Origin of the sequence: Bradyrhizobium sp. 160 (genome assembly GCF_023073735.1) — a bacterium.
In the GTDB taxonomy this organism is placed as follows: domain Bacteria; phylum Pseudomonadota; class Alphaproteobacteria; order Rhizobiales; family Xanthobacteraceae; genus Bradyrhizobium.
The window spans coordinates 39,787-63,076 of sequence record NZ_JADPKD010000039.1 but is presented as its reverse complement, the minus strand read 5'-3'; the positions used below and the strand labels follow the sequence as shown (position 1 = coordinate 63,076).

Annotated in this window: 20 protein-coding genes; 6 read left to right on the top strand and 14 right to left on the bottom strand. The window is 63.5% G+C overall.

From position 1 onward, the window contains the following. Positions 1–45: 45 nt before the first annotated feature. The 5 genes from IVA98_RS17195 to IVA98_RS17175 form a co-directional block, all read right to left on the bottom strand. Entirely contained in the window at positions 46–855 is an 810-nt protein-coding gene (locus tag IVA98_RS17195) for a CarD family transcriptional regulator (RefSeq protein ID WP_247297901.1), read from the bottom strand. A gap of 344 nt (positions 856–1,199) precedes the next feature. Next, a complete protein-coding gene (gene fdxA, locus IVA98_RS17190) occupies positions 1,200–1,538 on the bottom strand; it encodes a ferredoxin FdxA (protein ID WP_018643465.1) in 339 nt (112 codons plus the stop codon). Positions 1,539–1,670: 132 nt separating this feature from the next. After that, a complete protein-coding gene (locus IVA98_RS17185; protein WP_346657725.1) occupies positions 1,671–1,922 on the bottom strand; it encodes an RNA-binding S4 domain-containing protein in 252 nt (83 codons plus the stop codon). A 22-nt stretch (positions 1,923–1,944) separates the two neighbouring features. Further along, complete coding sequence (locus IVA98_RS17180; protein ID WP_247355236.1) at positions 1,945–5,361, bottom strand: helicase-related protein; 3,417 nt, start codon at positions 5,359–5,361, stop codon at positions 1,945–1,947. Positions 5,362–5,963: 602 nt separating this feature from the next. Continuing rightward, positions 5,964–6,773 carry a DUF3108 domain-containing protein gene (locus IVA98_RS17175; protein WP_247298015.1) on the bottom strand — a complete coding sequence of 270 codons (810 nt, stop codon included), beginning with the start codon at positions 6,771–6,773 and terminating at the stop codon, positions 5,964–5,966. 511 nt (positions 6,774–7,284) lie between these two features. Between IVA98_RS17175 and rpmB the strand changes: the two genes are divergently transcribed. Further along, entirely contained in the window at positions 7,285–7,590 is a 306-nt protein-coding gene (gene rpmB / locus IVA98_RS17170) for a 50S ribosomal protein L28 (RefSeq protein ID WP_247276313.1), read from the top strand. 126 nt (positions 7,591–7,716) lie between these two features. Here rpmB and IVA98_RS17165 read toward each other — a convergent pair whose 3' ends face one another. The 3 genes from IVA98_RS17165 to IVA98_RS17155 are packed head-to-tail and all read right to left on the bottom strand — an operon-like array spanning position 7,717 to position 10,904. Continuing rightward, positions 7,717–8,628, bottom strand: a complete 912-nt coding sequence (locus IVA98_RS17165; protein WP_247355235.1) for a hypothetical protein — start codon at positions 8,626–8,628, stop codon at positions 7,717–7,719. 1 nt (position 8,629) lies between these two features. Continuing rightward, on the bottom strand, positions 8,630–9,742 hold the full coding sequence (locus IVA98_RS17160) for a DUF3696 domain-containing protein (protein WP_247297892.1): 1,113 nt from the start codon (positions 9,740–9,742) through the stop codon (positions 8,630–8,632). After that, positions 9,735–10,904, bottom strand: a complete 1,170-nt coding sequence (locus tag IVA98_RS17155) for a GmrSD restriction endonuclease domain-containing protein (protein ID WP_247355234.1) — start codon at positions 10,902–10,904, stop codon at positions 9,735–9,737. Before IVA98_RS17155 ends, IVA98_RS17160 begins: the two co-directional genes overlap by 8 nt. Positions 10,905–11,540: 636 nt before the next feature. Between IVA98_RS17155 and IVA98_RS17150 the strand changes: the two genes are divergently transcribed. After that, a complete protein-coding gene (locus IVA98_RS17150; protein ID WP_247297886.1) occupies positions 11,541–12,053 on the top strand; it encodes a hypothetical protein in 513 nt (170 codons plus the stop codon). A 52-nt stretch (positions 12,054–12,105) separates the two neighbouring features. After that, positions 12,106–13,365, top strand: coding sequence for a cell division protein FtsZ (gene ftsZ, locus IVA98_RS17145; RefSeq protein WP_346657724.1), 1,260 nt, complete (start codon positions 12,106–12,108; stop codon positions 13,363–13,365). A gap of 406 nt (positions 13,366–13,771) precedes the next feature. On the opposite strand, the gene IVA98_RS17140 is transcribed toward ftsZ, so the two are convergent. Then, positions 13,772–14,590 (bottom strand): hypothetical protein, encoded by an 819-nt coding sequence (locus IVA98_RS17140; protein ID WP_247355238.1) that lies wholly within the window; start codon positions 14,588–14,590, stop codon positions 13,772–13,774. 18 nt (positions 14,591–14,608) lie between these two features. Here IVA98_RS17140 and IVA98_RS17135 point away from each other — a divergent pair, with 18 nt between their 5' ends. Further along, positions 14,609–15,946 (top strand): T6SS phospholipase effector Tle1-like catalytic domain-containing protein, encoded by a 1,338-nt coding sequence (locus tag IVA98_RS17135; protein ID WP_247298013.1) that lies wholly within the window; start codon positions 14,609–14,611, stop codon positions 15,944–15,946. Positions 15,947–16,119: 173 nt separating this feature from the next. Beyond that, entirely contained in the window at positions 16,120–16,371 is a 252-nt protein-coding gene (locus IVA98_RS17130; RefSeq protein WP_091893446.1) for a PilZ domain-containing protein, read from the top strand. Positions 16,372–16,423: 52 nt separating this feature from the next. On the opposite strand, the gene IVA98_RS17125 is transcribed toward IVA98_RS17130, so the two are convergent. From IVA98_RS17125 to cobS, 5 genes are all read right to left on the bottom strand, one after another. Next, entirely contained in the window at positions 16,424–16,831 is a 408-nt protein-coding gene (locus IVA98_RS17125; RefSeq protein WP_247297882.1) for a hypothetical protein, read from the bottom strand. Between the two features lie 132 nt (positions 16,832–16,963). Continuing rightward, positions 16,964–18,076: an NADH:flavin oxidoreductase/NADH oxidase gene (locus tag IVA98_RS17120; RefSeq protein ID WP_247297879.1), complete on the bottom strand. Its 1,113-nt coding sequence runs from the start codon at positions 18,074–18,076 to the stop codon at positions 16,964–16,966. A 163-nt stretch (positions 18,077–18,239) separates the two neighbouring features. Next, positions 18,240–19,337 carry an esterase-like activity of phytase family protein gene (locus tag IVA98_RS17115; protein WP_247297878.1) on the bottom strand — a complete coding sequence of 366 codons (1,098 nt, stop codon included), beginning with the start codon at positions 19,335–19,337 and terminating at the stop codon, positions 18,240–18,242. Then, complete coding sequence (gene cobT, locus IVA98_RS17110; protein WP_247333319.1) at positions 19,334–21,235, bottom strand: cobaltochelatase subunit CobT; 1,902 nt, start codon at positions 21,233–21,235, stop codon at positions 19,334–19,336. Before cobT ends, IVA98_RS17115 begins: the two co-directional genes overlap by 4 nt. 47 nt (positions 21,236–21,282) lie before the next feature. Next, a complete protein-coding gene (cobS, locus tag IVA98_RS17105; RefSeq protein ID WP_247276300.1) occupies positions 21,283–22,281 on the bottom strand; it encodes a cobaltochelatase subunit CobS in 999 nt (332 codons plus the stop codon). Positions 22,282–22,577: 296 nt separating this feature from the next. Here cobS and IVA98_RS17100 point away from each other — a divergent pair, with 296 nt between their 5' ends. Further along, positions 22,578–23,237, top strand: a complete 660-nt coding sequence (locus IVA98_RS17100) for a DedA family protein (protein WP_247297871.1) — start codon at positions 22,578–22,580, stop codon at positions 23,235–23,237. Positions 23,238–23,290 lie beyond the last annotated feature (53 nt).

Genomic DNA, 23,290 nt, shown 5'->3' with positions numbered 1-23,290 from the left:
GGCCGAACGGCCGGGCTTTTGATCTGTTGCGATACGACGAGCTGCTTATGCAGCCTCGTCGGCGACGGTGGTATCGTCGCCATCGGTGTCGTCGGTATCGCCCTCTGCATCCGTATCTGCTTCGCCCTCGGCGGCTTCCGCCTTGGCGTTGCGGCGCGGGCTCTTGGCGAGCTGGGCCTCGATCTCCTTGACTGCCTCGGTCTCGGTCGAGTGCTGCACCACCGCGATCTCGCGGGACAGACGGTCGAGCGCCGCTTCATAGAGCTGGCGTTCGCTGTAGGACTGCTCCGGCTGCGACTCCGAGCGGTAGAGGTCGCGCACGACTTCCGCGATCGCGACGATGTCGCCCGAATTGATCTTCGCTTCGTATTCCTGGGCGCGGCGCGACCACATGGTGCGCTTGACGCGGGCGCGGCCCTTGAGCGTCTCCAGCGCCTTCTTGACCAGCGCCGGATCGGACAGCTTGCGCATGCCGACATTGGCGACCTTGGCGGTCGGAACGCGCAGCGTCATCTTGTCCTTGATGAAGTTGATGACGAACAGCTCGAGCTTGGCACCGGCGATCTCCTGCTCCTCGATGGCCAGGATCTGGCCGACGCCGTGAGCGGGATAAACGACGAATTCGTTGGCCTTGAAGCCCTGACGCTGGGTGACGACCTTCTTTTCCTCGACCTTCGGCGCAGCAGCGGGCTTGGCGGCCGGCTTGGCAGCGGCAGGAGCCTTGGCATGAGCAGCAGCAACGGGAGCCTTCGGCGCGGCGGGCTTGGCAGCGTGAGCCTTCGCAGGGTGAGCCTTGGCAGCAGCAGGCTTGGCAGCGGTCGCTTTCGCGGCCGGTTTGGCAGTCTTGTTAGGCATTGCGCTTCTTTTGTTCTTCGAGGACTTTGCAGCCGGCGCCTTCGTCGCGGTCCGACCCTTGGATGCGCTACGGCTGGCCGCGGCGACTTTTTTGGCCTCCTTATGGGAAACCCTCGCTGAAGTACTCTTTTTACGCGTTTTCTGTGACACAGCCTGCGCGCGGAAACTGCCACGCCCCTGTTCGACATTTGGTTTCACGGGAACCCAGAGGGGCCAACGGGGCTGACGGGGTTCGGCTTAATGTGCCCAATATAGCACATTTCCCGCAAAAATCAATGATTTAGGGGTCTTCAGGGCTGGTTTTCGGGCCTAACGCAGCTATTAGGGTTAAGTTTGGGCCCTAATTAGTCTCCCGAGCCCGGGTTCGGAGAAAAATATTTCTCGAACTTGCCTTCCATGCCGTCGAATTCCTTGGCGTCGGCGGGTGATTCTTTCTTCTGGGTGATGTTGGGCCAGCTCTTGGCGTAGTCGGCGTTGACTTGGAGCCACTTTTCAAGGCCCGGCTCTGTGTCCGGCTTGATGGCGTCGGCGGGGCATTCCGGCTCGCACACGCCGCAATCGATGCACTCGTCGGGGTGAATGACGAGCATGTTGTCGCCCTCGTAGAAACAGTCGACCGGGCAGACCTCGACGCAGTCGGTGTACTTGCACTTGATGCAGTTTTCAGTGACGACGTAAGTCATCCAACGCTCCGAAAAGCTCTTTCAAAAGTCGCGGCTTGCGTAGCGCGGATGGCCGGGCGCCGCAAGGTCGGGAACGGCTGATCATGACACTTGTGTGCGTTTGACCAGCCAAGAAATGAATGCACCGCGCAATTAATTGCGCTCGCCGAGCTCTTCGTAGAGCACGCGGGCCGAGGCGGCATCGCCGCGGCGCTCGTTGAAGGCGATGACCCTCAAGACGCGCACGGTGCGATCGAGCGCGATGGTGAGGACGTCGCCGACCTTGATCGCATGCCCCGGCGATGTCTCGCGTGCGCCGTTGACGCGAACGTGGCCGGTGACCACCAGCTCAGCGGCGGAGGTGCGCGCCTTCACCACCCGGGCGTGCCACAGCCATTTGTCGATGCGCTGCCGCTCGGTCGTAGGATTACTCCTTGCGCCCCGCCAGTTGCTCTTTCAGCGCTGCGAGCTTTGCGAAGGGCGAGTTCGGATCAACAGGACGATCGCGTTCGCGCGGATTCGCGCTGGAGGCATAGGGACGCAGCGACGGACCGGACTCGCGGTCGCGGCGGTCGCGGCCACGGTTGTCGCGGCCCTTGTCGCGATCGCCGAACTTGCCTTTGTTGTCACGGTTGCGATCGCGATCCTTGTTGTCGCGGTCCTTGCCCTCGAAACGGCGATTCCTGTCGTCACGCCCCTCGGGACGCGGCGCACCGTCTCCACCACCTTCGCGGCCCTTGCGAAAATCCTTGGCCGCGTCGCGGCGATGACCACCACCATGGCGATGGCGCTCACCCGGCTTCGCGCCTTCGGCTGCTTCGCCGGGCGCGGCCGTGCTAGCTTCTGCACCCGCCTGCGGACGCGGCTGATGGTGACGCTGATGGCGATGGCGCTCGTGGCGCGGCTTGCGATCCTCGTGACGGCCGCCGGGACGCCAGACCTCGACGAGCTCGGGCTCGGCCGGCGTCGCCGCAGCCTCAGGCGCGGCAGCCTCAGGCGCGACGGCTTCAGGCGCGGCAGCCTCAGGCGCTGCGGTAGCTTCCGTTGCCGCGGTCTCGGCGGCAGCGGCTTCGAGGCCGGCAGCCTCTGCCGGCGCAGCAATCTCTTCCGCCGGTGGCGCGATGCTGGGGGCATCTTCGGGCGTGACGGCGGCCTTAGGCGGAGCTTCCGGCGCAGGCTCTGGCTCGTGCGCGCCCTCGTCGCGCTGCTCCATGCCGGGGGCGTCTTCGACGGCGACGGCTTCAGGAGCGGCTTTGGCGGATGCTTCTGCGGGCAGACCCGCTACGGCCTCCGCTGCGGTCTCGGTCGACGTCTCCGCGCTGCCCTCGACGGGCGGCGTCTCTGCCGCGACCGTCTCGGTCACCACAGGCTTTGGCGGCAACGGCGGACGCTTCTCCATGCGATAGCCGAGCGCGCGCAGCACCGACGCAAAGTCCTCGCCGGCCGATCCGGTGAGCGAGGTCATCGCCTGCGTCACCACAAAACCGCGGCCGTCGAACGCGCCGGCCGGCTTTTCGCCGGGCGAGTTCTCGCGCCAAGCCAGCGCCGGGCGGATCAGATCGGCAAGCCGCTCCAAAATATCGACGCGCACGGCGCGCTCGCCGGCCTGCTTGTAGCCGAGCACGCGATAGGCATCGCGCGGCAGCTGCTTGTCGACCGGGAACGAGGTGCGGCCCGAAGATGCCAAATGCTGAGCGCCAGACAGCGCGGAGAGATCGACATTGTCCTGCTTCAACGCCCAGAGCAGCGCTGCGAGGGCGCGCGCGGCGGGCTTGAGCAGGCCGGGGAAGTAGATGTGATAGGCCCCGAAGCGGACGCCGTACTTGCGCAAGACCGCGCGCGAGGACTGGTCGAGATCCTTCAGCTCGCTGGCGATCTTCGGACGCTCCAGCACGCCGAGCGCCTCGACCAGCTGATAGGCGATGCCGCGGGCGATGCCGGTGACATCCTCGGCCTTTGACAGCTCGAACATCGGCCCGAGCAGCTTTTCGATATGCGTCTTGAGCCAGAGCTCGAGCCGGGCCTGCACCTTCTCGCGCGGGCCGCCGGTCAGGCGCTCGTCGGAGATGATGCGGATGCGCGGATGCAGCGCGTCGTCTGCGGCGGACAGGCGCGCCACGGCATCGCCGGTCCAGCGGATGATGCCTTCCGAGGTCAGCACGAACTGCTCGTCCGGTGCATTGCCCAGCTTTTCGGCGCGCGCGTTGATCTCGCCGGCGAGCACCGCTTGCGCTGCAGCCTGCAAGGCTTTCGCATCGGAGCCGGCTTCCGCAGCGTCCGGTGCAAAGGTGAAGCCGTCGAGGCGGCCGATGACGTGGCCTTCGACGATGACTTCGCCGGTCTTGCCGATTTCAGTATTCAAGCTCGTGTTCTCCCGCAGGCGGCGCATCAATACACTGGTACGGCGATCAACGAAACGCTCAGTCAAGCGTTCATGGAGCGCATCCGATAATTTATTTTCGACCTCGCGCGCGATCCCCTGCCAGCGTTCGGGGTCTTTCAGCCAATCCGGGCGGTTGGCGACGAAGGTCCAGGTGCGAATCTGCGCGATCCGGGCCGACAGCGTGTCGATGTCGCCATCGACGCGGTCGGCCTGATCGACCTGGGCGGCAAACCAGCTATCGGGGATGCATCCCTTTTGCATCAGGAAGCCGTACAGCGTCGTCACCAGCTCGGCATGAGCGGCCGGCGACAGCTTTCGGTAATCGGGGACCTGGCAGGCCTCCCAGAGGCGCTCCACGGCCGCGTTGCCATGCGCGATATCGCGCACATCGACGTCGCGGGCGGCGTGGTCGAGCACGCGCATGTCCTCGGCGATCGGGGCGCGCGTCAGCGCCTCGTGCCCTGGGCCCAGGTTCAGCGACACCTGGAGCGCGCCGAGCGAGGAGAAATCCAGCTTCGAGTTGCGCCATTGCAGCATCTTCACGGCATCGAAGGTGTGGTTCTGGAGCGCGTTGACGAGTTCGGGCTCGAACGGCGCGCAGCGGCCGGTGGTGCCGAAGGTGCCGTTGCGCGTGGCGCGGCCGGCGCGGCCGGCGATCTGCGCAAATTCCGAGGGTGTCAGGCGGCGGAACTGGTAGCCGTCGAACTTGCGATCGGAGGCAAAGGCAACGTGGTCAACGTCGAGATTGAGGCCCATGCCGACGGCGTCGGTGGCGACGAGATAGTCGACATCGCCGTTCTGGAACATCGCCACCTGCGCGTTGCGGGTGCGAGGGCTGAGCGAGCCCAGCACCACGGCGGCGCCGCCATGCTGGCGGCGGATCAGCTCGGCAATGGCGTAGACCTCGTCGGCGGAGAAGGCGACGATGGCGGTGCGGCGCGGCTGGCGCGTGATCTTGCGGTCGCCGGCGAATTCGAGCTGCGACAGGCGCGGCCGCGTGATCATGGACACGCCCGGCAAGAGGCGCTCGATGATCGGGCGCATGGTCGCAGCGCCCAAGAGCAGCGTCTCGTCGCGGCCGCGGCGGTTGAGGATGCGGTCGGTGAAGACGTGGCCGCGTTCGAGGTCCGAGGCGATCTGGACCTCGTCGATGGCGAGGAAGGAGACGTCGAGATCGCGCGGCATCGCCTCGACGGTCGAGACCCAATAGCGCGGCTTCTTCGGCTTGATCTTCTCCTCGCCGGTCACGAGCGCGACGCTCTCTGGCCCCGCGCGATCGGCGATCTTGTTGTAGACCTCGCGCGCAAGCAGGCGCAGCGGCAGGCCGATCATGCCGGAGGGATGCGCGAGCATCCGCTCGATGGCGAGATGGGTCTTGCCGGTGTTGGTCGGCCCGAGCACCGCAGTGACGCCGGCACCGGGGGCACGCTCGGAAGCGAAGGGGGAGGAAGAAAAAGCCATTCTGGAGATAGGTAGTGCCGATTTGGGCGAATGTCAGTGCTGTTTGAGACGATGAGGCGATCAGGTGTCAGCGATGTCTCCGAACGCCACCACGCGCTCCGCTGTCATGCCCCGGCTTGACCGGGGCATCCAGTCCGCCGCGGCTCATCGGCTCAACCACGATTGCCTCGGCGTACTGGATCGCCCGGTCAAGCCGCGCGGTGACAGCGAACGCGGAGCAGTCTTCCCAACCTCGCGCAGTGTCTCACTTTGCGACGCTTTTCCCGTTCGCCTTAAGCTTCGGAACGACTCTAGAACGAATCGCGGCCGAATCGCTGACTCCCTGCCGAGTCCCGTTCCGTTCACGCAACATGTCGCGGGACTCGCCACAGGCGTGCACTAGATGAAGGCTCCGGCTGCCGTACAAGCGACGATTTGATGACGTGTTCCTTAAGGCTGGGGACGGCCGGGAGTCGAATCAGAATCAGGCGGGAGTCAAATGGATTCCAGCTTCGCCGACCTGCCAAACAAAAAGTGCGAAAACAACCCCATGCACAGTAGGTAAGCCGTTGAATTCACAAGACTTCCTTTTACCCTCCCTTGGAGGGGAGGGTTAAGAACCCCTACTGCGTCTTGGCGACGCGTGGCGGCTGGGGGGAGGTGATGAAGCTGGTCGCTTCCAGCATCGCAGGTCCCAACGGCGTCGGCACTTTCAGCCAGAACGGGACCAGAATGCGCGTTCCCGCCACCGGCGCAAAGGCGATCTCGATGTTGCGCTGGGCGGCGAGGTATTTGATCACGGGGCGATCGGGGATGTAGCCGGCCACAGGCACGAAATAGAGCGCGCAGACCACGACCGGGCCCTTGTAGCCCTTCTCGGCCTTCACGCTCTCCATGCGCTTGAAATCGAGTTTCAAGTCGTAGCGCATGCGGCCGTCGAACACGGGCGCGCTATTATGGCAGGCCTCGGGCGACACCGGATCGCCATTGCCGGGCACGCGCAGCAGCGAGGCCGTCATCGGATCCCAGACGCCGCGGCGATGCGCTTCGGTGACGACGATGCGATCGGGGTCGACCGGCGGCTCCGGCAGGATCGCAAAATCCTTCACATTGCCCTTGTCGAGGGTGATGCGGATCTCTTCGGTCTTCTTCGAGGTGGTGGTGGAGGCCTGATAGCCGGTCGCAACCAGCGCGCCGTTGACGACGCGGCCCTGCGAGGCGCCGGTGCCCGAGCCGCCCGCGAACGACTTCAAAAGCCCCGTGGTGCCGCCGGAAGCCGCGGCCGCGAACACGTCGTCCTGGATGTCGATGTTCCAGGCGCCCTTGCCGACGGGAATGCCCGATAGTGTCGCCTCATATTGCGCCTCGAGCTTGCCTTGCGCCGTTGCCGGCGCCGCTCCCCACGCCAAGACGAGGCCGCAGAACGCCGCCAGGGCCAACTGGCCGGCGCGCCGCCGCGGCGGGTGAGAGGTCAGGATATTCACGAAGCCATCCAATGGGGCCGTCAGGCCTTGTTAGTTAAGCCAAAAACAGCGGCAAACAATGTGCTGGACGCCAAAAGCGGCGGAACTCCCCAGGACTCTTCGGCCGCGAATACGCCCTTTATGTGATGGTAAGGCGTTCCGATCATTGCCGTTTTGGTGATCGGGCGGTAGCCCTTGGCGCCAACCTTTCCCCGCCCCCTCCGCGGTCATGCCCCGCGAAAGCGGGGCATCCAGCACGCTGCGGCCCCTCGACTCCAGCCGCGCCGGTGGAATACTGGATCGCCCGCCTTCGCGGGCGATGACGCCCGGCGTGGGGCTAAATCCACCCCAAAACCTTGACGTCCCGCCCCTTCCCCCCTATACGTCCGCCCGCTCCCTGCAAGGACGAAAGAATTTGCCCCCGTGGCGCCCCGAATGGCGGCCGCAAATCGTTGGGGGCTCGAACCTGAGGATTTCTACCATGTCTCGCCGCTGCGAACTGACGGCCAAGGGCCCCCTCGTCGGCCACAAGGTCAGCCACTCCAACATCAAGACCAAGCGCCGCTTCCTGCCGAACCTCGTCAACGTGACGTTCATCTCGGAAGCCCTCGAGCGCAACGTGCGCCTGCGCGTCTCCACCAACGCGGTCAAGAGCGTCGACCACAATGGCGGCTTGGATGCCTTCCTGCTCAAGGCCAGCGCCGACGTCCTGTCGCCGCGCGCCCTCGAGCTGAAGCGCGCCATCCAGAAGAAGGTCGGCGACGCGCCGGCGAAGAAGGCGAGCTAAGAATTCAGAATTGGGCGGGGGCTAAGTTGCGTCGTGTGGCGTAGGCTTAGCCAGTAGAGTTGCGTTGCGGCCGGATCGGAAGATCCGGCCGTTTTTGTTTGTGACAGGTCGTAATTCCTGACCTCGTCACGATTGGACTTTTTCACCAATGTAGCCAATAGCGGCCGTTCCATTGGAACGGTCGCACCACAAATGGATCCTCCCGGCACCGGGCGTGTATCGCGCGTGCAGATCGAAGCAGCGCACCTCTCCTTGCACATCTACGAAGTTGAATAAGGATCGGCGTTGCTCGTGTTCAGGGGTAACCTTAGTACGAAAAGTCGGGAGAGCGTGTGACTCAGGATTCCACTCTGCAAGCGCGCACTGAATTTCCCATAGGCGCCGGTTCACGGCCAACAATTCAGGCGCTCCCGATCTTAGCGAACGCACTTGCTCCTCTACACGCGGCAAGAAACGAAGGCGCGGGAAGCGTTCGGCTCGATTGTCCCACAAATCATCCCCATCGCTAGGCGCCTGCAGCGCCACAATGCGCATCCAAGCACGCACCGGATCGACGTGACCTCGGATCGAAGCGTTTCGGACAACGACAACTTCCGATTCGAGCGCTTCATCCTGCAGTTCGAGCCTGAAGACGTCCACTTCGGACCGACGCCAAGTCTCACAGTCAAAGCTAACTGCCAAAGCATCAAATTCATATGCCAGTCCTAGCGCAATCGCGCTCTTATCTTCGAATTCGAAGTCTACGTTAGCAGCAATCTTTCGATCCAGGCCAATATGAAAGGGAGCTCGATTTTCCAAGCCACGAAGAAAGCGCCACTCATCGATGGTGTCTGCATCAGCACGCAAGGCGCTGAGCCACAGATTATCACCAAGCGGCACAGCCCCTAATGGCACGGATGAATGAAGGGCCAAATCCGATCGTTCCGCCTTCAGCTCTTTCAAAAGTGCGATCAACGTCCGCACCACTTCACGGGCCGACGCTTGAGTCTGCGAGCCCTGCGGGTAAGAGAGCTCATTTAAGAAGGTTAAGAATGCCATCTTATGACAGCAAGCGATCGAGCGATTTATCCCACTGATCAAAAAAGCCGTTCGGCCAATGACTCAGCCGCCCATCAGCGGAAATCTTTGGTTGTTCGTGAGAAGGTTCGACGGCGCCCATCGGGCGATGAAAGAAATTTAGTCCCACTTGCTCTGGCGAGAGCACCCCCTCCTTCACGGCAATTCTGATGCCATTCAGAAGATGGTCGCTATGGGTCTCTACTATAATGGTCGTCCCTGCGGCTACCGCACGCGCTATCATTTCGCCCATGGCAGCCTGGCCTTGGGGATGCAAATGAGCCTCTGGATTTTCTACCAGAACCCAGCTACCCGCCGGCAAGGCAAGACACGCAACAACCACAGGGAGTGCATAAGTAAGTCCAAATCCGACATTGGTTGGTCGAAATGGATTGGAGCCGCTGAGACCTGCTGAACCGCCGTAACTATAGTCAAGCTGAACAAAGTCGGTCCGCGGCACTTCGGCAACATTGAGACTTACGCCAGGACTGAAGACCTGCATCCAAGCGTTGGTCTGTGACAGCAAGCCAGGAGCCATTTCGGCCGGATGCCGGAGCCGCTCTGGTACAGGAGCATCCCGAAACGCATTGAGATAATGTGCAGTAAATTCTCCGCGCGTGCCAAGAAAGCGGCGTTCGCTTACGACATGATATGATTTGGGATAACTGACGTTCGGGCTGGCTCTATCAGCCCTCAAATACTGAAAATTATTGCCAAAGAGTCCCCCATCAAAGTTTCCAGCAAACATTCCGTACTTGGGCGAGGTCGCAAAGTGCAAGACATCACCCTCAGGAGCGTATGCGACCTCCCACTCCCAAGGCGTTCGCCCATCGTGCATACCTATACGGATAACGTCATCCTCGTGCTGATCGTGAAGGAGGTCAGATCCCGTTCCCAACTCAACGAGTTCGCCATTGAGCAAGAAGCCCTTCGAGTCAAGAAAACCAGCATCGCGAGACTGCCTGACCAACGCTAGCGCCTGAAGCGCGGTGCTCTTGCCCGCACCGTTTAAACCAGCCAGTACAGTGAGCGGCCGAAGAGGAAGCGCAAGGTCCTTGAACGCTTTGAAATTGTGGAGCGCCAAAAGGTCAGCCACGCGCCACCTCCTGAAATACTCGCTCCATTGCCATGAATCGGTAGCGAACTTTGGCAATATCGCCTGTACCCTGCGAAATTGAGCTCTCGAATACTCTATCTTGCATTAAGACCATCATTCGCGCGCGTATTTCGGTGGCTCTGTCAACACATCGCCGCCGCTCAGAGTCCGCCAGCGAAGCTATCGCCACTGAAACAGTTTCGAACAGCGCCTTGTTTATGGGCATGCGCGCGTCTTGCTCGCGATAGCGCTTTCGAAACGCATCATCTCCAAAGATCTCCGCTGCTGTATTCATCACAGCAACGAACTCCTCCCCCAAACGATCGAGCTTACGACGGCTCAGAGTATTTATTTGACGCATAGCATCACCAAGGAAGCGATCAAAATCGTACGCTCTAAACTCCTCAGGCTCATTCAAACGAAAAGCGACGAAACGTAGCACCATTTCTCGATCAGCCATTCGTTCGTCGCGTATGCTGTACGTGGTTGCGACCTTGAACGCATCGCTTGCTGCCAAATCCCTAAGGAAATTTCTGGCCTGACCGGGAATGAGCGCATGACGCAATTCTTGGCTGGAGAGAGGTAATCCGCCAGTGTTGATGCGAGCGAAGATATTGAATTTTACTTCTTGCGGCGTGCCATGCCTAATCAAATGAACAACCAGCTCAGTTTCACGAAGGCGGCGCTTTAGTCGCGCAGGCAGATCATCATAAACCATGCCATTGAACGAATTTCCCAGATACTCCAGACCACTCAAACGTAGCGGAGCTTCTTCTATCAATTCAGGCGAAATGAAGCGCGTAATGGTGGTTAGCCGCTGGATACCATCCACAATCGCCCAATTCTCTTGTTCATCCTCCGCCGCATAAAGTGTAGGAAGCGGAATTCTCAATAAAAGAGATTCGATCAAACGACTCTGTTGGCGATCGGTCCAAATCCCTCTCCGACGCTGAAAGTCGGGCTCAAGATCGATTGCATCAGCGGCAATCCTAGACAGCAGCAAATCTATCGTCATCGACCTTGTAGCGACGTCTATGTCATCGGGGTTGAACGGTTCGCCGATAGCTACGTCTTCGAGGAGAGGCCGAGCCTCTACCTCGATGCCGCTCGCCTCGCCAAATGAGGTGCTCTCTTCCAGAGCCACTTTCACGTCGCTAGTCATCGCAATCTCCGCCGGGTCTTCAATAGCCCAGGTCCTAGATTCTAGCCAGCTATTCAATCCAACATTGAAAGGTCGACGCTCAGCCCGCAAGGCAAGCTCCCACCTCGGCAAGCGGAGCGACCTATATTTCTTAGGTAGGAACTCAAGAGCACTAAACTATCCGTTCACCCACATCTGCGAGCAAGGTTCAGGCGACCAAAGCGGACCACACCTGCGCCCATACGTCCCGCTAAGCTTACCTCCGATCAGCTTCTGACGGACGCGTCACTCAAGTGGACCTCGGTTGCCGCCCTTTTCCAGCTATGCTCGCCCCGGTAGCATCGCCGGGGCATGCCGTTGAGCACGACCAAACAACCGACCCGAAACCTCATCATCTGCTCTGACGGCACCGGCAGCGAGATCTCGGAGAACATCTCCAAATCCTGAAGCTCTATCGCCTGCCTCCGGGCAAGACCGACAGGACACAGCCCGCGGCAGATGCTGCCCGGCATCCCTACGTCGGCCCGGTGTCCGGCACTGGTAAACAACACCCCTCGCGCGTTAACCGTGCATTAACCAACGCAGCCTAGCCTGCGGTAATCGTCCAGCCATCATTAGCTCGAAATGCCGTCCCGGTTCGCTCCAGGAGAAGCGCCGATGTGCGTTGCATTGTTGACGTATGCCGATCTCAGTGCCCGCCTCGATATCTCCCGAGAGGCCGCGCGTTCGCTTGCGCGACGCCGCCGGTTGCCGCGCTCGCGGTCGGAGGACGGCAAGGCCCTGGTGAGGGTTGATTTCGCAGAGCTCCGCTACACGCCCCGCCCACGACGCATCCGCCGGGCAGACCCGATCGATGCCTCCCTGGCGAAGATCGAGGCGATCAAGATCCAGGCCTTCAAGGCGGAGGTGGCGCGGCTCGAGGCCGTCGCAACCGCCTACAGGGCAGTGTTCGAGCGCGAGCGCGAACGTGCCGATCGCCTGGCGGTCGAACTGACGCAGGCGGCCGCCGAGACGACCGCCGCCAATGCGTGGGCGGCACGACTGGAAGACGAAGTGGCGGTTCTCCAGGCCGGTCGCCGGGCGGGCGGCACGATCGCGGGACAAGCCGCGCTCCGATTGGGACATCTGGCCGCTGCGATCGTGCAGGCGGACCGCGCGGCTCGCAGGTAGCACTCGAGACTCATCTCCATCCCCGGCTTGCCGGAGCAATCACGAGGGAAGTATGACTGGCACCACCGATATCCACGAAATGAAGGCCCGCATTGTCGTGTTTGGCGTCGGCGGCGCCGGCGGCAATGCGGTCAACAACATGATCACGGCCGGGCTGCAAGGGGTCGAGTTCGTGGTCGCCAACACCGACGCGCAGGCGCTGGCAATGTCGAAGGCGAGGCGCCTGATCCAGCTCGGCACAAAGGTGACCGCAGGCCTCGGCGCCGGCTCGCAGCCGGAATTGGGACGCGCCGCAGCCGAAGAGGCAATCGACACGATCCGCGATCAATTGACCGGCGCGCACATGGTGTTCGTGACGGCCGGCATGGGCGGCGGCACCGGCACCGGGGCTGCCCCCATCGTCGCCAGGACCGCGCGCGAGCTCGGCATCCTCACGATCGGCGTGGTCACCAAGCCATTCTACTTCGAGGGCCAGCGCCGCATGCGCTTTGCCGAAGCCGGCATCGAGGAATTGCTGAAGACGGTCGACACGCTCCTGATCATCCCGAACCAGAACCTGTTCCGGGTGGCCAGCGAGAAGACCACATTCGCCGATGCCTTCGCCCTTGCCGACCAGGTGCTTTATTCCGGCGTCGCCTGCATCAGCGACCTCATCGTCAAGGAAGGCCTGATCAATCTCGATTTTGCCGACGTCCTCTCCGTCATGAAGGAGAAGGGCAAGGCCATGATGGGACGGGGCGAGGCTTCCGGCGAGAAGCGCGTGCTTGCCGCCGCTGTCGCCGCGATCTCCAATCCATTGATCGAGAATCCCTCGATCAAGCGCGCCAGTGGCCTCATCATCTCCATCACCGGCGGCAAGGATCTCATGCTGTACGAGGTCGACGAAGCCGCGACCCGCATTCGCGACGAGGCCGACCCGGACGCCAACATCATCGTCGGCGCGTCGTTTGATGACAGCCTCGAAGGCATCGTCCGCGTCTCCGTGGTCGCAACCGGAATCGATAATCTCGACCCGGCGCAGCAGTCGCAACCGGTGGAAACCGCACTCACGCAGCTCGCCGGCAGGCTGCGCAATGACGGCCGCCGTATCGCCGATCGCATCGAGCGCAGTGCGCCCCTTGCGCAGGTCGAAAGCCCGCCGCTCCGGCCGCAGCCGCACCACCCGGTGGGGCCGCCGGCAAGGCCGAGCCTGGAACATGCACGCCACGCGGCCGACCGGCCGCTCGATCCTTACGGCCGCAGCGCTGCGCGCAATGCGCCCGACGAGGCCGTTCTCGATATCCCGGCCTTCCTGCGCCGCGCCGCCAACTGAGCGGTCGCAGGAGGGGAGTTAATCGTCTCCAATGCCGGACATGGACCGCTGCCAGGCGGCTCCAAAGCGCGATGAAATCAGGTTCGGTCGGAGGTCCACCTCGCCCCAGCGGGGAGAGGTCGGATTGCTATGGCGCGCAATTGCGCGCCTGAGCAATCCGGGTGAGGGCCCGCTGCGCTCGGTGAGACCGGATCCCCTCACCCGGATCGCATCTTTCGATGCGCTCCGACCTCTCCCTACGGGAGAGGTGGTCTGAGCTCTCGGCTTGCATCGAATCAAACAATATCATCAGCTTGTGCCGGCGCATGCCGTCGGCGCGCTGGCGCTGCCGACGGGAATTTCATCGGCAACTCAGAACCGCCAGATCTGCAGACAAGCTTCTTGAGCCGCGCGGCGCGCCGATTGTTCACGCTGCCGTGCTGCGCGGGCTCTCCGCTGTTTCCTTCTTGTCCGTCTCCTTGTCGCGAGACAGCCACGCCGGAAAACGAAGCAGGCGTTCGTTGCTGTCTTTCGGCAGCTCGATGGCAGCTTCGTCGGCCGAACTCGGGAGGTCGAGCGCGACGTGCCCTGTTCGCACCGCATCGGCGCGCTGATCCAGTTCGCGCAACAGGGGATCGAGCACGCTGTCGATTTCGGTCGCCACCGACACCAGGAAACTATTGAGCTCGCGCGCCTCGGGCACGACGGCCGCAGCCGATTCGATCGCCTTGGAGAGGCCATCGACGACGGGCGCAAACGCGCCGGCGGCCTGCTTGACTCGGGTTTTGATCGCTTCGATCTCGACCAAGACGCGCTCACGCTCCCGCCTTTTCTTCTCCTCCGAAAGGCGGGCTTCAATTTCGGCGATCTGGGCCGTCAGGGTCGTGGCTTCGGATGCGAGTGCATCGCGTCTTCCGCGCGCGCGCTCGAGATCGCGGCTGAGATTGTCCACTAAGTCGTCCTTTCCAAACATGGCTTTGCTCCGTACGACAGCCGTTTTGGTCCGTAGGACGGCCGTGGCGCGAACCGCCAGCCTGGCAAGCTCAGCAAAGGCTGGACGGGCCGAAACAGGCATCAACTTCGGTCGCGTCACATGGGCCGACATGGTGATCCCCCACTCCTCCACATTAGGCGTCGGCATGGTTAACAAGTGGTTAATGTCAACAGAAGATAAATGAGGCACCACGCCGGCGGCGCCGGCTTCGTCTCCTCGCTGCCATCCATTTCCGCTATACTGCGGTCGCATCACCCGGAGGCGCATCCCATGGAGCATGCAGCCAGCACCGACCGCAAACCCGAGCCGAAAAACCTCGTCATCTGCTGTGACGGCACCGGCAACGAGATCAGCGAGAACATCTCCAACGTCCTGAAGCTCTATCGCTGCCTGCGCAAGACCGACAAGACGCAGCCGCGGCAGATGGTGTTTTACGATCCGGGAGTCGGCACGGTGACGGAGCCGACGACGTGGCATCGCTGGAAGGCCAATATCAACATGGTGCTGGGGCTCGCCACCGGCTATGGGCTCGATGAGAACGTGCTCAGCGCCTATTGCTTCCTGGTTCAGCATTACGCAGCCGGAGACAAGATCTACCTGTTCGGCTTCTCGCGCGGCGCCTATACGGTGCGGGTGCTGGCGGGGCTGATCCACAAGGTCGGGCTGATCTCGCCGGAGCAGGTGAACCTCGCAGGCAGCGGCCTCATCGCCTACAAACAATATTCCGGCACCGGGCGCGGCAACGACGTCGAGGACCTCAGCGATGTCACTTTCGACGAGCAGGGGCCGCTGCCGAAAGACCAATTCGACCTCGCCGCGCAGTTCGCGCGCATCACCTCGACGCGCTGGCCGACCATCCACTTCGTCGGCGTCTGGGACACGGTGGCGAGCGTGATCGTGCCGCGCGCCGACCGGCTGTATTGGCCGAGCTTCGAGGAGCTCGCCTTCACGCTGCGCAATCCCAGCGTCAAAATCTTCCGGCAGGCGATCGCGATCGACGAGCGGCGCTGCATGTTCCGCCTCAAGGCGTATGACGCGCCGCAGGAGTTCTGGAGCAATCGCTATGTGCCGGACGAGAAGAAGGTGCCGCAGGACATTCTGCAGGTGTGGTTCGCCGGCGTGCATGGCGATGTCGGCGGCAGCTATCCGGAAGCCGAGAGCGGACAGTCGAAATATCCGCTGCTGTGGATGATCGAGGAGGCCGCAAAGGCGGGGCTGAACTTCAACCCGCGCACGGTGAACCAGCTCGCCTTCGGCATCCAGCGCAAGAACTCGCCGTTCAGCTATGTCGCGCCCGCTTTTACCGGGAAGACGGGCGAGCTGCACGATTCCATGACGCTCGCCTGGCGGCTGCTGGAATATTTGCCGAAGCGCGCGAAATACCGGGAATGGCCGGAGCGGAAGGTGGTGCTCGGCTTCTACATTCCCGATTGCGAGCCGCGCGTCATTCCGGAAGGCGCGCATGTGCATGAGAGCGTGGTGAAGCGGATGGCGGTGGAGCCGGACTATCGGCCGGTGAATCTGCCGAAGGATTTTGTGACGGTGCCGATGCCGACAGGGCCGGGGATGGAGGTGGCGGCGGGGGCGGAGGAGATCGTGACAGGGTGATGGGAGAGCCGCGCTCTCTTACCCTCCCCTGGAGGGGTAAGCACCCGCTACCTTCGCTTTCTTTCTTTGCCGCTACTTTTCGTTAAAATTCTCAAGCCTGCTTTAGCGGGATCGCATGATCTGCCGGCCATCATTGGAACCGATCGCCGCGAGACAGCGGAGCTGGAGGAGACGTGCCGCACTATCCGCGCAAATATGCCCGCGTGAAACCTTCGGGATTGGTGTCGCGCCAGGCCAAGATCATCACCGACCCGCGCGCGCCGGTGATTCCCTGCACGCTGATCGACTATTCGCCCGGCGGGGCCTGCGTCGATCTCGGCGGGCAGGTGAGCATTCCCGATCGGTTCGAGCTCTTGCACGTCAACACCAAGAAGCGCTGCCGTATCGCGTGGAAGCGCGGCACGCGGGTGGGCGTGGTGTTCTAGGGCCGAACACCGAGATGCCCCGCTTACCCTCCCCTGGAGGGTAAGAGCCGCGCTACGTCCGCATCCTGGCCTTGGTGCCCGCGACGATCTGCATGGCGACACCGCCGATCCAGCCGAGCAGAGCGAGCCAGGTCCAGGCGATGTGCGGATCGAGGCGGAGCACGATGACGGCGACCGAAGCGAGCGCGGTGAGCGTGGCGCAGAGCGTGCCGGCCGAACTCAAAAACTCCGCGGCGTCGATCTGGCTGTGCGCCTCGTCGAACGGCATTTGCGGCGTGTCGATGCCGATATAGAAGCCGATGAAGCCGAGCACCATCATCAGCAGCAAGAACCCCTGCGTGGTGAGCGTGGGGATCGCCGATCCCACATAGGCGCCGACGAACAATCCGCACGCCGCGCCCGCCATCGCAAGACCCACGCGCTCGAACACATGGGCAGTTTTGCGAACACCAAAACGCATGGCCGGCCTCCGTGAGCCGTTGAGGGGACGGAGGTTAGGCCAGTTTTGCGGGAGGTGGAAGGTGAGCGGGGTTACGGATGCGTGAGTTTACTCCCCCGCACGCCGCGCCGCACGCGGGGAGAGGTGAAGAAATCACCGCGCCCCGAACGTGGTCCTGCCGAACAGCGCCTTTTGCGTCGAGGGCTGCGAGCGCCAATATTGCGGCGGGGCTTCGACTTCGCCGCCGAGCTCGGCGGCCGCGTGCCAGGCCCAGCGCGGGTCGTAGAGCATGCCGCGGGCGAGCGCGACCATGTCGGCCTTGCCGGATGCGACGATCTCCTCGGCTTGCCTGGCTTCGCTGATCAGGCCGACGGCGATGGTCGGCAATTCGGTGTCGCGCTTGATCGCCTCTGCGAACTGCACCTGATAGCCGGGGCCGAGCGGAATCTTCTGAAGCGGCGAGACGCCGCCGGAGGAGGCATCGATCCAGTCGACGCCGCGCGCCTTCAGCGCTTTCGCGAATGCGATGGTCTGCGCCAGGTCCCAGCCGCCCTCGACCCAGTCGGTCGACGACACCCGCATGCCGACCGGCTTGTCGGCGGGGAATGCTGCGCGCACCGCATCGAACACCTCCAGCGGAAACCGCATGCGGTTTTCGAGGCTGCCGCCATATTCGTCGGTGCGCCGGTTCGAGATCGGCGACAGGAACTGATGCAGGAGATAGCCGTGCGCGCCGTGCACCTCGATCGCGTCGACGCCGAGGCGGGCGGCGCGCTTTGCTGAGTCGGCGAAGGCGTTGCGGATGCGCTTGAGGCCCGCGGCGTCGAGCGCCAGCGGCGCGGCCTCGCCCTCCTTGTGCGGCACGGCCGACGGCGCAACCGTCTGCCAGCCGCCGTGTTCAACCGGAATCAGCTGGCCGCCCTCCCAGGGCCGCGCGCTCGAGGCTTTGCGGCCGGCATGGGCGAGCTGCATCGCGATGGCCGTGGAGGAATATTTGCGCACCGAATTGAGGATCGGCTTCAAGGCCGCTTCGCAGGCGTCGCTGTAGAGCCCGAGACAGCCCGGCGTGATGCGGCCGATCGCCTCGACATGCGTCGCCTCTATGCAGAACATCGCCGCGCCCGACAGGCTGAGATTGTTGATGTGGGTGAAGTGCCAGTCGGTGGCGACGCCGTCGTCGGCCGAATACTGGCACATCGGCGACACCACGACGCGGTTCTTCAACGTCAGGCCGCGCAGCTTGATCGGGGAAAACAGGACGGACATGCGGGGAGGTTCCGAAGGATGGAGGGGCAATGGCAGGAGTGTAGTGACCGACGTGCGGATTGCTAGGCGCGCGGCGGAATGGCGGATAGTGATGCCACGCATTGCGCTGTTGGCTCGGTGCGAGCCCGCCTCCGCATCGGCAATGAGGGGGAGAGACCGCCGGCTACTCCACAAGCGTAAACTGCAGCAGCAGCGTCCGCTGGAGCATCGAGAAATTGTCGTCGGAGATCAGGGTCAGCACGGTCTCGCCCCCGGCCGTGACGTGGGCGTCGATGCCCTCCATGTTGTCGATCTCGTGGCCGAGATCGGCGGCGAACAGCGTGAGGCCGTCGACCAGCGCACCCGGCGCGATTGCCTTGAGCGGGATCGCGCGGATGCGGATGTTGACGCCGGTGAACCAGGAGAATTTGCGCTCGAGGATGAGGAGATCGCCCGAGGGCAGCAGCACGGCGTCGCTGATGTCAAAATTTTCGGAGCGCCGCACGCTGAACTGGCCCGGCGTCGGGCCGCCGATCAGGAAGGCTATGAGGTTGCCGTCGGCATCGAGCCCCCGCTCTGAGAAGGCGATCAGCGTGCCGGCGAGCGGCTGGCTCTGGCCTTGCCCTCTCGGCACCATGACCATCGCCTCCAGCCCCTTGTTGGAGGGCAGCTTGCGCAACGCCGGCGGCACCGCAATCACCTCGCCGCGGGCGCGGGTGCCGCCCTTGGCGAAATCGTAGCGCAGGATCTGGTTAACGCGCTCGAGGCCGACATAGACGAGGTTGCCGTCGCGCGCGAGCGCCTCGGTGTCGTACCAGAGCCGCTTGTCCGTGATCGGCCGCCCGTCCGCACCGAGCAGCGGCGCGGCCTCGACGTCTGCGAGCCCAACCATCTCGCGGCCGGAATAGCGGATGGCGCCGGTGAACCAGCCGCCCTGGTCGGAGATCGCGAGGAAGCGTTCACCTTTGTTGTCGAGGAAGCGGATACCGGACAGGCCGCCAAAACCGCGATAGGGCGAGGTCAGCACCAAGCCGCTGCGAAAATCCAGCGAGCCGAAGCGCGTGCGCGCGCGGTCGCGCGGCTCGAAATTGGGGATGGTGCGCGCGTTGACCTCGACGCTGACGGGCGCGGCGACGGCGTGATCGAGGTGGAGCGCGCGCGGCGGCGGCTCGGTCGCGGGCTGCAATTGCGCCTGCGCTCGCGCCAATCGCGGCATCGTCAGAATGGAAAATCCCGCCGCCGCGTGGCCGAGAAAGCTGCGGCGGGATGAAGCTGCGCTCACGAATGCAGTTTGCGGCGCAGCCGGCTGGCCGGCTGGCTTGGCGCGGTGTTGGTCTCGCTGAAGAGTTCGGCGAGCTTCTCGGTGATGGCGCCGCCGAGCTCCTCGGCGTCCACGATCGTCACCGCGCGGCGGTAATAGCGCGTCACATCATGGCCGATGCCGATCGCGATCAGCTCGACCGGTGAGCGGGTCTCGATCTCCTCGATGATGTGGCGCAGGTGCCGCTCGAGATAGTTGCCGGGATTGACCGACAGCGTGGAATCGTCGACCGGCGCGCCGTCCGAGATCATCATCAGGATCTTGCGCTGCTCGGCCCTCCCCAAGAGGCGCTTGTGCGCCCAGTCCAGCGCCTCGCCGTCGATGTTCTCCTTGAGGAGCCCCTCGCGCATCATCAGGCCGAGATTTTTCCGCGCACGACGCCAGGGGGCGTCGGCGGATTTGTAGATGATGTGGCGAAGATCGTTGAGGCGGCCGGGATTGGCGGGCTTGCCGGCGGCAAGCCAGGCCTCGCGCGATTGCCCGCCCTTCCAGGCGCGCGTGGTGAAGCCCAAAATCTCGACCTTGACGCCGCAACGCTCCAGCGTGCGGGCGAGGATGTCGGCGCAGGTGGCGGCGACCGTGATCGGACGTCCGCGCATCGAGCCGGAATTGTCGAGCAGCAGCGTCACCACGGTATCGCGGAACGTCGCCTCCTTCTCGTGCATGAAGGACAGCGGGTGATAGGGATCGGTGACCACGCGCGACAGCCGCGCGGGATCCAGGATGCCCTCTTCGAGATCGAACTCCCAGGCGCGGTTCTGCTGCGCCATCAGGCGGCGCTGCAGGCGGTTTGCGAGGCGGGCAACAATGCCTTGCAGGTGCGCGAGCTGCTTGTCGAGATAGGCGCGCAGCCGCTCCAGTTCGTCATGGTCGCAGAGGTCTTCGGCGGCGATGACCTCGTCGAATTTCGGCGCAAACGCATGGTATTCCGGCCCGCGCGGCTCGTTGGCTCCGCGCGAATTCGGCCGCGTCGCCTCGCCCGGCGTCTCATCGTCGCCGAGCTCGCCGTCGTCGAAGGTGTCCGAGGTCGAGGCCTGCGCGCTCTCCATCGCGCTCTCGCTCATCTCCTCCGACGTCGCCTCGGCCTGATCGGCGCTCATCTCCTGCGCGGCGTCGGAATCGGGCGAGCCTTCGGCGCCGGACTGGTCGTTGTCGCCGTCCTGGTTCTCGTCGTTCTCGTCATTGTCCTCGGTGTCGGCGTTGCGTTCGTCGCCGAGCTCGAGCGCCGACAAGAGATCGTGCACGGCATCGCCGAACCGGGTCTGGTCCTCGAGCACGCCGTCGAGCCGGTCGAGCCGCTTGCCGATCTTGTCTTCGAGAATGGGACGCCAGAGGTCGACCATCTTCCTGGCGGCCGCCGGCGGCGCCATGCCGGTCAGGCGCTCGCGTACCAGCATCGCCAGCGCGTCCGCCAGCGGTGCATCGGCGCGGTCGGTGATCTCGTCGAACTTGCCGCGATGGAAGTGATCGTCGAGCATCGCGGTGAGGTTTTTCGCAACGCCCGCCATGCGGCGCGCGCCGATTGCCTCGACCCGCGCCTGCTCCACCGCCTCGAACACGCCGCGCGCCTGCGGATTGCCGGGCATCAGCTTGCGATGCACTTTCGGATCGTGACAGGCGAGCTTGAGCGCGATGGAATCAGCGTGGCCGCGCACGACCGCGGCGTCCCGCTTGGTCATCTTGCGCGCAGGCTCGGGCAGCCGCGCCTTGCCGGGCGCAAGGCCCGGGCGCTCAGCGGCGAAGGAGACGTCGAGCTCGGGCGTCTTCGCGATCGCCTTGAGACAGGAGGCGACCGAGCGCTTGAACGGCTCGGTGGGCGCTTCCTTGCTGCTGCGGAATTTGGAGTTGGAGGTGGTCATCTCACCCTATCCGTCGTCCCGAAAGGCCGGGACGACATCTCAAACCTTTAGCTCAGCGCCACGTTCACCGCCGATTCCGGCAGCTCCGCATTGAAGCAGCGCTGGTAGAACTCGGCGACAAGCGGACGCTCGAGCTCATCACATTTGTTGAGGAAGGTGACGCGGAAGGCAAAGCCGATGTCGCCGAAGATGTCGGAGTTTTCCGCCCAGGTGATCACCGTGCGCGGGCTCATCACCGTCGACAGATCGCCGTTGGCGAAGGCGTTGCGGGTGAGGTCAGCGAGACGCACCATCTTGTTGACGATGTCGCGGCCCTCCTGGGAGCGATAGTGCTTGGCCTTGGCCAGCACGATCTCCACTTCCTCGTCGTGGCTGAGATAGTTCAGCGTGGTGACGATCGACCAGCGGTCCATCTGGCCCTGGTTGATCTGCTGGGTGCCGTGATAGAGGCCGGAGGTATCGCCGAGGCCGACGGTGTTCGCCGTGGCGAACAGCCGGAACGCCGGATGCGGCTTGATCACCTTGTTCTGGTCGAGCAGGGTCAGGCGCCCCGAGACCTCGAGCACGCGCTGGATCACGAACATCACGTCCGGGCGGCCTGCGTCGTATTCGTCGAACACCAGCGCGACGTTGTTCTGCAGCGCCCAGGGCAAAATGCCGTCGCGGAATTCGGTGACCTGCTTGCCGTCGCGGACCACGATGGAGTCCTTGCCGACCAGGTCGATACGGCTGATGTGGCTGTCGAGGTTGACGCGCACGCAGGGCCAGTTCAGCCGCGCGGCGACCTGCTCGATATGGGTGGATTTGCCGGTGCCATGATAGCCGGTCACCATCACGCGGCGGTTGCGGGCAAAGCCGGCGAGAATGGCAAGCGTGGTGGCGCGGTCGAAGCGGTAGTCGGAATCGACTTCGGGCACGTGAGGATCGACTTCGGAATAGGCCGGGACTTCGAGATCGCTGTCGATCCCGAACACCTGGCGCACCGACACCTTCATGTCGGGCAGACCGGAAACTTCCTCAACTTTGGACAGAGCGGCGGTCGTCATCAATCCTCCGAGGTCCCGGGCGGTCCCGAAACCGGTTATTTGCACGTTGGCTGCGGCTGGGTGCTGAAAATCAACCTATCAGAGACAACGAGCGGGCAGAAGCCCGCCCACTTATCAAAGTTCCATTGTCTTTTCATTTAGATAGGCAAGGAACGCAGTTTTTGGAGGGCTGCCTTGCGAATCATGATCGAATTTCGGGCGGTTGACCCCTCTGCCGGCGCGGACGCCACTGTTGCCGCATGCACTGACCCATGTAGGGTCTGACTTCCAGTGCTCCAGTCCACCATCGAGACGACGTGACATCCTTCCTCGATCCCCTCATCGCCTTCGTCTCGGCCCATGCGTGGCTGGCCTATCTGACCCTGTTTCTCGCCGCGCTGCTCGAAGCGGTGCCGGTGGTGGGATCGGTGATCCCCGGCTCGACCATCATCCTGGCACTGAGCGCGCTGGTTCCGGGCGGCGAGCTGAAGCTGCCATGGGTGTTGCTGGCGGCCGCACTCGGGGCAGTGCTCGGCGACGGATCGGCCTATTGGATCGGGCACCGGCGGCAGCGCGAGATCCTCAACACCTGGCCGCTGACCAGCTACCCGCGCGTGGTCGAGCAGAGCGAGAATTTTTTCCATCGCTTCGGCACCTGGGCGGTGTTCTTCGCCCGTTTCGTGCCCCCGGTCCGCGCCTTCGTGCCTGTTACCGCCGGCGCGCTCGGCATGGCGCCGGCGAAATTCTACGCGGTCAACATCCCGGCGATCCTGGCCTGGGCGCCCGCGCATGTGCTGCCCGGCGTGCTGGCGGTCTCAGCGCTCCACGAATATGCCGGGCTGCATCATCACGGCCATATCGGCAAGCACATCTGGATTTTGACCGTAATGGCCGTGGCGATCGTGGTGGGCGTAACGGTGTGGTTCTCCCGCCGCCGGCACGGCGGCGGCGTCGCGAAGGCCAAGCCTCGGGAATAGGGGCCGCCAAGCTCTCCGCCCTCATCCTGAGGGCGCGCGAAGCGGGCGTCTCG

What these genes read in the sequence shown, in the direction of transcription:
- IVA98_RS17195 (WP_247297901.1), bottom strand. Translation starts at nt 855, where the DNA reads ATGCCTAACAAGACTGCCAAACCGGCCGCGAAAGCGACCGCTGCCAAG.
- fdxA (WP_018643465.1), bottom strand. Translation starts at nt 1,538, where the DNA reads ATGACTTACGTCGTCACTGAAAACTGCATCAAGTGCAAGTACACCGAC.
- IVA98_RS17180 (WP_247355236.1), bottom strand. Translation starts at nt 5,361, where the DNA reads ATGGCTTTTTCTTCCTCCCCCTTCGCTTCCGAGCGTGCCCCCGGTGCC.
- rpmB (WP_247276313.1), top strand. Translation starts at nt 7,285, where the DNA reads ATGTCTCGCCGCTGCGAACTGACGGCCAAGGGCCCCCTCGTCGGCCAC.
- IVA98_RS17165 (WP_247355235.1), bottom strand. Translation starts at nt 8,628, where the DNA reads ATGGCATTCTTAACCTTCTTAAATGAGCTCTCTTACCCGCAGGGCTCG.
- IVA98_RS17155 (WP_247355234.1), bottom strand. Translation starts at nt 10,904, where the DNA reads ATGACTAGCGACGTGAAAGTGGCTCTGGAAGAGAGCACCTCATTTGGC.
- IVA98_RS17150 (WP_247297886.1), top strand. Translation starts at nt 11,541, where the DNA reads ATGTGCGTTGCATTGTTGACGTATGCCGATCTCAGTGCCCGCCTCGAT.
- ftsZ (WP_346657724.1), top strand. Translation starts at nt 12,106, where the DNA reads ATGACTGGCACCACCGATATCCACGAAATGAAGGCCCGCATTGTCGTG.
- IVA98_RS17140 (WP_247355238.1), bottom strand. Translation starts at nt 14,590, where the DNA reads ATGCGACCGCAGTATAGCGGAAATGGATGGCAGCGAGGAGACGAAGCC.
- IVA98_RS17135 (WP_247298013.1), top strand. Translation starts at nt 14,609, where the DNA reads ATGGAGCATGCAGCCAGCACCGACCGCAAACCCGAGCCGAAAAACCTC.
- IVA98_RS17125 (WP_247297882.1), bottom strand. Translation starts at nt 16,831, where the DNA reads ATGCGTTTTGGTGTTCGCAAAACTGCCCATGTGTTCGAGCGCGTGGGT.
- IVA98_RS17120 (WP_247297879.1), bottom strand. Translation starts at nt 18,076, where the DNA reads ATGTCCGTCCTGTTTTCCCCGATCAAGCTGCGCGGCCTGACGTTGAAG.
- cobT (WP_247333319.1), bottom strand. Translation starts at nt 21,235, where the DNA reads ATGACCACCTCCAACTCCAAATTCCGCAGCAGCAAGGAAGCGCCCACC.
- cobS (WP_247276300.1), bottom strand. Translation starts at nt 22,281, where the DNA reads ATGACGACCGCCGCTCTGTCCAAAGTTGAGGAAGTTTCCGGTCTGCCC.